Origin of the sequence: Thermoproteus sp. CP80, assembly GCF_002077075.2 — an archaeon.
In the GTDB taxonomy this organism is placed as follows: Archaea; Thermoproteota; Thermoprotei; order Thermoproteales; family Thermoproteaceae; genus Thermoproteus.
The window spans coordinates 1-11,989 of sequence record NZ_LCWM02000040.1 but is presented as its reverse complement, the minus strand read 5'-3'; the positions used below and the strand labels follow the sequence as shown (position 1 = coordinate 11,989).

The 11,989-nt window shown below is 66.9% G+C and carries 2 protein-coding genes; one reads left to right on the top strand and one right to left on the bottom strand.

Annotated elements, in window-relative coordinates; genetic code table 11:
- The coding region (locus tag B7L68_RS07625; RefSeq protein WP_081247083.1) for a DNA-directed RNA polymerase at nt 1-269 on the top strand (269 nt) is incomplete at its 5' end.
- Between the two features lie 6 nt (nt 270-275).
- Here B7L68_RS07625 and B7L68_RS07620 read toward each other — a convergent pair.
- The gene (locus B7L68_RS07620) at nt 276-10,958 is read right to left on the bottom strand and encodes a hypothetical protein (protein ID WP_143615323.1); all 10,683 of its coding nucleotides are present in this window, start codon (nt 10,956-10,958) and stop codon (nt 276-278) included.
- Between the last annotated feature and the right edge of the window lie 1,031 nt (nt 10,959-11,989).

Genomic DNA, 11,989 nt, shown 5'->3' with positions numbered 1-11,989 from the left:
TGAGGTTCTGCCCCAGGGACGGTACGTTGATGGTCCCCGTGAAGAAAGACGGGCAGACCGTCTTGAAATGCCCCAAGTGCGGCTATGAGGTGAGGCTCACCGAGAGGGATAAGCGTGCTTATAGCGTCAAGACCACCGTTTCTGAGGACAAGAAGCGCGGCGTTATGACTGCGGCGGAGTCCAGCGCCGAGGTGGACCAGGAGGAGCTAGAGGAGCTGAGGAAACAGCTGTTGGAGAATCTTCAAGAGGGGGAGGAGGCCGAGGATTAGCACTTGCTACCGGCGGCCCGTCTCCTTCAGCCACCTCCTTATGGCGTCCGCGAGCTCTGCGTAGCGGGCGAGGCCCTCCAGGTGCCCCTCGTAGCACACCATCATTATCTTGCCGTCGCTCCTGCGGTACATCTTCGGCTCTCTCCCCGTCAGGGCCTTTATGAGGGCTGAGAACCTCTCCGCGTCAGCCTCCCTACCGCCGGGGGCGTCCGCTCTGGCTATGGCGAAGCCCATGGCCGCGTTGTTTCTGCCATACCTGCCGAAGGTAATCGTGTACTCGCCCCTGACGCCGTCGATGTCGGCGGCTATCGTGATCCTCAGGAGGGTCTTGCCGCTCCCGCTCCTCTCGGGCTGGGCCCCTCCGCCTATGACGTCCACGACGTACCTCTTGCCCCCGACGAAGACCTCAGCCCCCCTTACGTCCGCAAGCCTCAGAGAGCCCACCTCCCTACCCCTCCTCACGACCTCCAGGGCCTTTTTGTACACGGCGCCGCCCTCCTTCTCGGCCCTCTTCAGTATGTAGCCTATAAACTCCGCCGCAAGCTCCCGTTGTCCTTCGGAGCCGTGCTCAGAGAGCCAGGCGGCGCGCTCAAGGCCCTCCCTGAGGATGTATACATAGCCCTTCCTGCCTCCCTTCGGCATCCTTACTGCGAAGTGGACACCCTCCTCAAGGCCCATGGCCTTAAGCCGCTGGACTTCGCGCTCTATGTTGTCGGGGTTGATGGAGCGGTATCTGATAACCAGCGTGCCGCTACGCGCCAGCCACACGCCGTACTTCGGCCAGCCCTCCCTCAGCGTGAGGCCCCTCTCCAGCTTGTCGAGCCAGCGGTCGGCCGTCTCCCTGTTCACCCAGCCGCTCTCGGCGGCCTTCCTGACGACCTCGGCGAGGGCGTCCCTGAGCTCTCTACGGCCGGCCGCCAGTTTGTCAGTAGTGGCTCTGACATACCACATGTTTCTACCGCCCTCCTTCTTCACCTCCGCGCTGACGCCCGCAAGCTTGAGGAGGAGGGCCGCGAGCTCGGCGCGGCCGCGGTCCGACGATTTGAATTGAAGCACTATCGCGTCTTCGCGCAGATAGACGTTGAACTTGACGTCGGCGCCGCCCTCCGATATGACCAAATCGGCGACGCGGCCGCCCTCGGTCTGCCTTATGCTCCCCTCGTCGAGCCGCACCTCCACCTTGGCCGCCTCCATGAACTCCTCGAACTTCGGGCTTAAGTACCCTCCGCCGGCGGAGGGCGCCGCCGCCGCCGCGAGGAGGCGCATCAGTCTCGCCGCGTCGTCGCCGTAGACGGCTATGCGGTAATATCTGCCCTCCTTCACGTGCGTATGTACGCCGAACCTCAGTTCGCCGGGCAGAAGATCGTTGATCAGATGCAACGTAGCAAGGCGCAGGAGCGCGGCGCCGCCTCCCAGCTCACCCCCTACGACCAGCTCGACCCTCCTCGACTCCACGGAGCCGTCCCCCGCTATCGCTGTCGCGTACATCTCGCCGAAGCGCAGCAACGCCTCCCCTCTATTAAACCAGCCCCTAAGCGCCTTTTCCAGCATGATCAGCTCAAGGGCTGGCTCCACGAACTTCCTGGCCACCTCATCCCTGGCGCAGTCCCTCGCCAAACAGCCCATATCGCTTAGGGCGAAGTCCACGACGCTCCAGACCTCCTCCCTAATCCTCCCCGCATCCTCCTTGAGGGCGCTGGCCAGCTCCTTGGCCAGGTCTTCGATGCGCTCCTCGATCTCTTTTTTACGGCTCTCGGCGTAGTAGATGATCAGCTTGGCCAGCCTCTCGGCGTACTCGCCCCCTATCCTCCCGCCGCTCAGGGCCTCCACAGCCCTCGACAGCCTCTCGGCCCTCTCCTTACGCCACTCGCCGTCGTCCAGCCCCCTCCTCGCCTCGGCGAAGTGGGCGAACAGCGCCAGCTCGCCCAGCATCCTCCTGGCGAGATCCTCCCTCTCGGCGTCCTTCGCATCCTTGCGGCCAATCCAGGGCTTCAGCTCGTCGGCCAGCTCCCCGACCCTCTCAAGGACTTGGCTCCAGCCTACGGCGTCCACCAGCTCCCGCCAGCCCTTGACCGGGCGGCCGAGGAGGGGCTCCAGCTCCTTGCTCTCCCCGGCGATGATTCGGTCGAGGACCTCCCTGGGCCAGTACGCAGTGACGTTGAGCTTGATGCCCTCCTCAGTGACGCTGGCCCCGCCCTTGCTCGACTCCGGCTCGCCGAGGAGGGCGATGTACCAGGCCAGCTGCCAAGGATGGGCGGTGCCGGCCACTATCCGCCCTCCGGAGAACGACACGTCCGTGGCAAGCCACGGCATCGTCTGCCATATCTTCCTGATCCCCGAGAGGTCTGGCGCCATCCCCTTAGCCTCCTCCACGAAGCGCCTCGACTCCTCCTCGCCGGCCTTGGAGCTGGCCGCCGTCTTCCCTATCTTCAGCGTATCTACACGCGCCTCGACTCCGCCGTAGGCCCTGAACACCTCGAATCCCTCCCCGACGCGCCTGAACCCGAGGTCCTCATCGACGGCTCTGCCCAGGAGGTAGCGGAGGAGCGCCGAGGCGGCCCTATCCTCCCAAACCGCGGCCCCCTTAGGCGAGCGGGACGGATCGACTGCCTCGCCGCGGTTGCCGGCGATGTCCTTGGCCTTGTTGTAGGCGCCTCCGGGCGTCGAGATCACTATATCCGCCAGAGCGCCCTCCACGGCGAGCAGCATGGCGACATGGCCGTATATCCCGCCCCTGGCGATGGAGAGAAGGGCGGCGTAGGCCTTGGTCCCCATGCTGGCGTCGGAGTAGTCCGAAAGTCCCTTGTAGCTGGCTTCGGCCAGCCCCTCCGCCCTCTTCAGGTCCACCTCCAGGTGGGGCCTGAGCCGCTCGTATACGTCGCGCCTCCACGAGTAGAGCGCCAGCACGCCGTTCAGCTCCCTCCTCAACTCCTCAGCCGCCTCCTCCAGCCTCCCGTGCGCCTCGCGGAGCCTCCTCACCTCCTCGGCCTTTACTGTGAACTCCTGCCTTTCGGCCAGGCCCCTCGCCCAGCGGTACAGCTCGCCCCACTCCTTATACGCCTCGGCGTTCTTCACAAGCGCCCTGTAGAGCGCGAGGGCGGCGACAACTGCGGCGTCCTTCTCCGCCTCGTCCTCCACCTTGTCGAGCGCCCTCCTCAGCTCCGCGAGGGGCCTGGGCAGACTTCCGGATTCGGCCAGCCTCAGAAGCGCCCTATACGGCCTCTCGCCCCTTTGAGGGGCCTTTAGGATCCCGTCGACGGCCTCCTCGCCGATCCTCCACCTCATGTACCTCTCGGCCAGGGCCCTGAACCTCTCCGCCGCCCTCCCGCCCGTCTCCGCAAGCCCAACGAAGAGCGGCAGGCCGGCCGCCGCGTGGGCCAGCCTGCCCAGCTCGATGAGGCCCCACAGGTTCATGGCGGCTGACAGCGCGATAAGCCCAACCGCCACCGCGGCGGCCAGGAAGAGGTACGCCTTGTGTTCATCTATCCAAGCCAGGACGCGCGTAACAGCTTCGACGAAGAGCTCGGCAAGCCTCTCCGCCGCCACCCTGGCCCTCTCGAAGACGTCCCTGGCGGCCTCATACAGCGCCTTGGCCGCCCTCCGGACGTACTCGGCGGCCTCCCTGAACTGACCGGCGTCCGCCAGCGCTATGGCCGAGGCCACCGAGGAGACCACGGCGTCCGAGTACAGCCCGTGGTAGGCCGAGTAGGCGGCCGCGGCCGAAAGGCCGGCGAAGGCGGTGGCCCTAAGCGCCCTCTCCACCGTCGAGATGCCCTTCAGCGCGTCCCTCCTGTACCTCTCGCCCGCCCTCGCAAGGACGTCTAGGATCTCCAGGACGAACTGCTTCACGCGGTACTCCGCATCCGGTACCCCCGCCTCCTCGGCCCTCCTCACCGCCTCCCTTATGGCGGGCTCTATGCGCGCGTAGAGCCTCTCGCCGTCCCTCGTCGCATACCCCTCGAAGAGGTAGAACAACGCATCGTGGGCGTGCCTGGCCGCGTCCGGCGACGCCATGAGCCTCCCGAGGGACCGCAGCACGTCCTCGGCCACCTCGCCCAGTATGTGGGCGAACTCGGGCTCCCTCCTCGCAACCCTCTCGATCCTCGCCTTCACCTTAGCGATGACGAAGCCCTCGGCCTTGAAGGCCGCCTCTTTGTCCAGAACAGCGCCGAACCTCTCCACCAAATACTCCACAGCCTCAAAAGCCCTCTCCGGGATGACGTCCGCCGCAGGCGCCCTCGGCCTCTCGCCGAGCTCAACCAGCCTCAAACCACGTACCTCACCGGCCGCCTCCAGCCTCGCGGCCGGCTCAACGGCCTCCGGCTTTGCTGCGGGTCTCTCAACAGCCTCCCGTCTTAAACCGCGCTCCTCAACAGCCGGCTTCTGCACCTCCGCGGCAGGCCTCTCGGCCGGCTCGGCCTCGGCCGGCCTCAACACCTCAGCCGGATTAACCGCTTCAGCCGGCTTAAGAGCCTCAAGCCTCTTGGCCTCGGCCGGCTTAGCCGCCTCAAGCCTCTGGGCCTCAGGCCTCACGGCCTCCGGCTTCGGCGGAGGCGGCGGGAAGAGCTCCTCGTACGTGAACTTGGCGCCCATGAAGGCGTTGAAGAGCTCCAGCGCCCTCCTCGCCGCGGCGGGCTTCTTGGGCTGGTACGGCTCGGCCATCCCCTCGAACCACATGTTGAGGGCGGTTATCCAGACGGCCCTGAACTCGCCCCACCCCTCCTCGTCCCCCACGAGGCGGTGCATAAACGCGGGGGTCAGCTCCTGGAGGAGCCACGGCATGAAGATTACGCCGGCTGCCTCCTCCTTGGTCCTGAGCTCCCTCCCCGCCCCGCTCCTCAAATAATCGGCGTACTCGTCGGCGAGCCGAAACGCCAGCCACGTCAGATACAGCTCGTCGTGCCTCTCCCACAGGCGCTCCTCAGGCTCTCCGTACCTCCTCCTGAGGTACTCAAGGGCGTCCCTTGCCCTGGGCCGGTCGAACTCATACACTATCTGCCACACGGTCCTGTTGAGGCGGGCGTCGTAGAGCTCGCCCACGGCCTTCCTCGCCCCGTCGTGGTCCCTGGCCCTAAGGGCCTCGCCGAATCTAGACAGGGGCTCCTCGATCGAGAGCCTGTCTATGGAGTAGGCCGCGATCTGGTCGCCGTCCCTGGCCGGCTGTCTGTCCTTAAGGACGAACCAGATGAAGGGCTCCGGCGCTGGCCACTCCGCCGGCCTAATGTAGGCGAGGCCCTCGCGGGCATCGTCCACCAGCTCCGTCACGGCCCTCTCAACCGCCGAGAGGTCGAGGCCGCGGGGGGCGACGACGTATGCCGTCCTCCACTCCTTGGGCACCCCCTCCTCGAAGGAGGCGGGCCTCTTTATCTGGCGGACCTCCCACCCCGCCTCGCCGGCCCTTCTGGCCAGCCCCTCGTCCTCCGTCCAATACGCGACGTACGGCTCGATCCTCCCCCTCCAGCCGCCCCGCATATAGGCCTCCACGTGCTCTTGGGGAACGGCGGAGAGCCCGAGGAGGAGGGCCCTCTCGGCGGCTTCGCGGCCTATCCTGAGGCCGGAGTTGCGCGCATAGCGCCTCATGGCCTCGTGCATCTCCCCCACCGCGTCCTCGAGCCTGTCGCTCTCCACGAAGCGCTCCGCCGCCCTGGCCCCATACGCCGCTAGGAGAGCGTCCACCGCCCTTGCCAGCTCGTCCGTAGACGCCTCCCCCCTCTGAACCCTCCTAGCAACCTCGACGGCTTGTCTGACGCGCTCCCCGAGGTCTCCCCACTCCCCATTCGCCGTGAATACCTTGGCGAGGGCGTCCTCAAGGGCCGCCAGGTCCGCGGCGGCGTCCCTCTTCACGATAATGCCGGCGCTCCTCAGGGCCCTGCGCAGGACCTCCCCCGCCGCCTCGTCCTCCCTCCTGGCGATGATCTCCCTGACTGGCTGGGGCAGGGAGTCCCATCTCTCTTCGAGGGGCCTCGCCCAATGCCGGGCGTACTCCCTCAAGGCCCTCTCCCTGGCCTCATACGCCGTAAGGGCCATCCACCTCGCTATGGGGTCGGGGCCGCCTTCTCTCGCCATTTCGCCCAGGGCGAGGGCCGCCTCGGGGGAGAACTTGGCGATAGCGTCCACGGCGGCCGCGTACTCCCTCCTAGCGTTGAGGTACTCCTCGTAGGCGGGCCTGGCCCTCTCCTCCACGGCCTTCACGAAGGCCTCGGGGGCATTGCCCTCCACGTCTATTCCGAGGGCCTTCAGCGCCTTCTTCAGATCCTCAAGGGCCGCTAGCGCCTCCTCCCTGCTGCCCGCCCTAAGGGCCCTTAAGAGGGCCTGCCTGGCCCTCTCCACCTCCCTCTTGGCGAACCTGCCGTCCCCCCTCATCAGCGCAAGATAGACTGACGCCCTCTCGGCGGCATCCCTCAGCTTGGCGTAGTAGGCCGCGAAGACGTCCCTGACCGCCCTCGGCACCGCCTCCTCCAGCCGGCTCCTCGGAGGCGGCTGAGGCCTGGCGCTCTCCGCGAAGAAGTGCTGGGCCTTCTCCAGGTCGTAGGCGGGCGGGATGGGCTCCGCCTTTGCCTTCAGCACCTTTTCAAACTTCGCGTAGATGCGTTCGGCGTCCACGACCCTCACCGCCATCTCGCCCAGCTCCCTCGCCAGCTCGTCCGCCCAGCTTACGACCCGCCTGACGTCCACTGCCCTCGCCATCCTCTCCGCCACCCCCTGCGGGTCGCCTGTAAAGGCCCTAGCCGTGAGGCCGAAGTACCTCGCGGCCACCTCGCGGATATCGCCGCGCTCCTTAACGAAGCCGCGGATCTCGGCCACGTGCGCCCTATAGCGCGCCCTCGCGTCCGCCAGATATCTCTCCGCCTTCTCCCTAGCCGCCTCCAGCCCCTCCCTCGCCCTCCTCTCCAGCTCAAGCTGGGCCTCTATACAGCACGCCGACTTGGCCTCCCTCAGGAGGGCCTCCGCCCTCCTCTCGGCGCCCCTCAGATACGTCTGGACCAGGCGGATCTCCTCGTAGGCCGCCTTGGCCCTGAGGACCGCCGCGAGGAGCCTCAGCCCCTCGGCCGCCTCACCGCCTGCCTGCGAGATCAGCTGTTCGGCGCGGGCCCTCGCCAGCTCGGCCGCCTTCTCGTACAGCTGGACCTTGGCGCCCCGGATCGTCATCTCGCCCAGCTCCCTAAACGGCCTCCCCTCACCCTTGTAATAGGCCTTCAGGCCCCTCGCCACCGCCTCCCTGCCGAAGTCCCCCAGCCAGCCCATCATCTTCCGGGCGTAGCTGAAGCCGCCGGTCAAGCCCAGAGGCGCCCCCGCCTTGGCCGCGCTGGTCCTGGAGTGCTCGAAGGCCGTAGCCAGATAAGAGCCGTAGTCGGCGAAGAGGCCGTACCACCTGGCGTACGTGGGCCGGAGGACGTCGGGACCCAGCCTGTCCACGACGTACGAGTACAGAGGAGCCCTGACGAGGGCCCTGACCCTCTCCTCGTCGATGAGGTGTTTTACTTCATCGTAAAGCGGGTTGCGGAAGGCCTCCCTCCCCTCCCTCAGCTCGAAGAGCGAGACCTCGGACAGAGCTCTAAACAGCCTGTCCACCTCCTCAAGGCCCAGCATACGTGCCACGGCCCACGCATGGCCGAACTCGGCGTCGGCGCGGGGGCGTCTAACGTATTCGGCGAGCTCTAGGGCGCCGTACAGCCTGGCCAGCTCGCGCTCCAGCTCGCCCAGGGCCTTGGCGATGCGCTTCCCGTCCGGCTTTTCGAGGGCCTCGACCACGTTTTTGAGGCCCAGCTCCTCGGCCACCCTCCTGGCCTTGTCCAGCTCCGCGGCGGCCTTACCGGCCTCGCCCCTCTGGCTCCGGTAGGCGTCGAGGGCCGCTCTGCTCGAGAGGAGGCGGCGGAGGAGCTCAAGGCCCTCTATGGCCCGGCCCGCATGTTCAGGCGACAGTAGGGCGCGCATCCTCTCGACTGAGGCCCTGTCCCCGACCTCCCCGGCGATCCTCTCCGCGGCCCTCCTTATGCGGGCCGCGACGTCCTCCATGCCTTGTTGCTCGAACCGCCTCGCGGCCTCCTCGGCCCTAGCCTTGAAGGCCCTAGCGAGCTCGGAGGGGCTTTTCGTCTCGGCATAGGCCTCCTCGAAGGCCTTTGCGACTGCCGGCAACACGACGGACACGTCCTCCACCGCCCTCCAGCCTATCTTCTCGGAGGCCTTGGCCAGCTCTGCCGCGGCCCTCCTAACCCTCTCGGCGCCTTCTACATCTCCCCGCTTGGCGCGCTCCTCGGCCAGCCTCTCCACCCCCTCCGTGAAGAGCTCGCGGAACGCCCTCTCCCTCCTCTCCGGCGCCTTGAGGGCCTCTGCGAGGGCGTCCTCGAAGGCCCTAACCACCTCCCTAACCTCCGGCACCTCCCGCCTGACGACCCTACGGCCCTCGACTATGTCCTTGACGAAGAAGAACTCCTCCCCAAACCTCCTATAGATCTGGGAGGTCTCCCGTAGTACCTCCTGGCGTAGCCTCTCGGCCTCCGCCGCGAGCCTCTCGACGGCCGTCGGGGGCATCCTCAGCTCCTCGGCCCTCTCCAGCACGTGCAGGACGCGGCGGTACTCGACGGCCTTCCTAAGCGCCTCAAGCGCCTCCTCCCCGACCCTAAACCCGGCGAGGTATCTGGCGTAGTCCGCCGTGAGGACCACGTCCGGCCTGATCCTGACGACCTCCGCGGCGTTGGCCCGCTGCTCCCTGAGGAGCGACGCCCTGTGCGCCACCGCCTCCCACGGCGCCTCCTCCACGCGCCTCGCGGCGGTCCTCCCGGACCAGGACCTAAGCGCTATCTCGCCCTCCTCGGCGCCCCTCGCGCCGAGGACGACGCCCCTGGCGAGGCCCGCCAGCTTGAGCGTCGGGATGCGCTCCTCGATATGCCACCTGACTATCTCCGCCGCTATCTGCCTAGCGTCGTAGCGGGTCGGCGCCACGGCGTAGTGCGCTTCTAGATACCTCTCGGCGCTCCTGAGGGCCCTTACGGCCAGGCCGAGGTCCATGAGGGCGAGGCCCTTGACTATGTCCTCCACCGAGGCGTCCCTGGGGATCTGCGGCGCCCTGCCCTCGGCGATGTGCCTGAGGGCCTCGTTGAGGGCCGAGACCAGCCTAGCCCTAGGCGACCTGTCGATCACGGCGAAGTGCCTCAGCGCCTCCTCCAGGCGCTCCACGGCCTTCTTGGCCTCCCCCGCCGCCTTGTCCCTCTCCCCCTCGTCCAGCCCCGAGGGTTCCGAGAAGTACCTCCTAAGGGCCTCGTACCGCCTCTCGAAGTCCGCTATGAACCGGCGGAAGTCGGCAAGCCCCTTCTCGGCCTCCTGGGCCATCCTCTGCCTCGCCTTCTCGAACTCCTCCTCCGCCGCCTTGACGTACTGGGGCACGGAGTGGAGCCTCGCCCAGCCCCACCTCAGCTCGGCCGCGTAGGCCTCCACGGCCGCCCTGAGGTTCCTGAGGGCCTCCGCCTCCTCCGGCTTGATCCTGCCCTCCGCCTCAAGCCTGGCGATCACGTGGGGGTCGAGGCGGAGCAGCGACCGCCACATGAACGGGAGGCGGTCGAGGCGCCACCAGAAGAGGTGGTAGGACAGCGAGCCGCGGCTCATCTCCACCCTCTCCTGCAGCCATATGTCGAACCTGGGCGAAAGTTCCCTGACAACCTCGACTATGTTGTCGGCCTTCAACGCGTTCCAGACGCGCCTGGCGGCCTCCAGCATCCTCCGCCTCTCCTCCTCCCTCCTGCGCTCCAGGTTCCTCATCCACTCCACGTCGGCCCTCTCCTCCATGGCCCGCAGAACGCGCTCCAGGGCCTCCCTCCTCCACTTGACGTTGATCTCCTCCCGTATCTGCTCCGCCGGGTCCTTGAAGGCTATGTCCCTCCTGCGCTTCACGTACTCGCGGTAGTACTCCTTGAGGTCGGAGCTGCGGATGTACCTGAGCGCCGGTATTCGCGAGGCCGCGAGGGCGTGGGCCCGCGCGGCTATGCGGACGGTCTGCCTCATGACGGGCCTCTTGACGGCGCGCCATATGCGCGTAAACAGCCTGCCCCTGACGGCCACGCGGATGGGGAGCCAGTAGGTCCAGTCCTGTATCACGCCGGTCACGAAGCCCCAGACCTCCCTAGCGGGCGTGGGGAAGTCGAAGAGGGCCCCCAGGAACTCGAACACCGCCGCTATGGAGAGGACCGTCACGAAGAGGACGGTGAAGAGCCAGCCCACTATGTTGCCCTGCGTTATCTGGACGTCCTCAAGGTTCTGTATGCTCCACAGCGGAATCCCCGTCGAGTTGTCGCGGGGAGGCATCCTCATGCCGGGGCTGTAGTACGGCTTGTATGGAAGGGTTCTGTTGTCCCACGGTATCCTCCACTGCCTCACGAACCCCGACAGGTTGGCGGGGGGAGGCGGAGGAGGCGCCCCGAAGACGTACCTGAACATGTCGGCCTTGGCCGCCACCACGGCCTCGGCCACCTTGGAGTCGCCCATGGGGTACGCCGCGGCCCACCACTCTTTGCCCGGCGCCAGCTCCAGGGAGCCGTTGACGGCCGTGGAGCTGCGCCAGTCGTACATGGTGCATGCGACGAGGAAGTTCTCCGCTTGGTAGGAGAGCGGCACCGCGTAGTACATGGGGAGGGCCGCCGGGCTCTCGTTGATGAAGGCCAGGTACTCCTCGCCCGACTCTACGGCGGCCTCCACGAGGGAGGAGTTGATCCTCCCGGCGGCCTGCGCCAAGGCCGAAGAAGCCGGACCTGTTCAGATAGGCCAGGGACACGTTCCTAACGACGATCAGCTCCAGGTAGTCCTGGCTTGTGAGCCAATCCAGCGCGTCCCTAACGCCGGCTATCGGCGAGGCGGGGAAGGCCGAGGCGGCCTCGGGCGTCGAGGCGGGCGCGGTGAGCGCGGAGCAGTAGAACTGGCTCTCGGCCCCATCCACGTAGGCCGCCGAGGTGGAGTTGTCCCAGAGGAGGCCGGGGAGGGCGCTCCCCCTCGGCTCCACGTAGATGAGGCCGCCCTGGAGCCACCAGAAGCCGTAGAGGACGCGGGCCCTCGGCGCCACGTCGTAGACGTAGAGGGTCTTGTAGACGTGCCTGTCCTCGGTCGTGCAGGTGGCGTTCTCCGGCGGCGTCGGCCCGTCCCAAGGCCCGTGCTCGCTCCAGACGGAGATGACCCAGCTCCTCTCCACGACGGGGATCTGCGCCGTGTAGTTCTCGGGCCCCTTCACGATCCAGGGCCTTCCGTATATCACGGCGGACACGTTGTATAGGATCTGCTCGTCCACACTCTGGGCGCTGTAGGCGTCCCACCACTGCCTGCTTGAGGTGTATGTCTCATTCCCCTGGCGCCACGTACAGACCTCCGTCCATGTATATAGATATATGGTTTTGTTTAGATACAGGGAGGCCTTGGGCAGTGAGAAGTTGAAGTAGTCCGCCACGCCTGCGGTGGCCGGGTCCACGGCGGCCTTGGCCCCTATGCCGCGGAGGTTCCAGAGTGAGAAGTTGTATAGGCCGGCCCTGATCGTGGTGTCGAGGACGGCGCAGCCGGACCTATTCCCCAGGGCGTTGATGCACGTCTCGTTGTCGGGCCCGGACCCCGGCAGCCAGCCCCACACCCCGTCCCAGGCCTTGGCGACGCCCCTCCCCACGACGGCGTTGCGCTCGCCTAGGGCCGTGTAGTCTATCGAGACGGAGAGGAGCCGCCAGAACTCCGGCGGCCTCACGTCTACG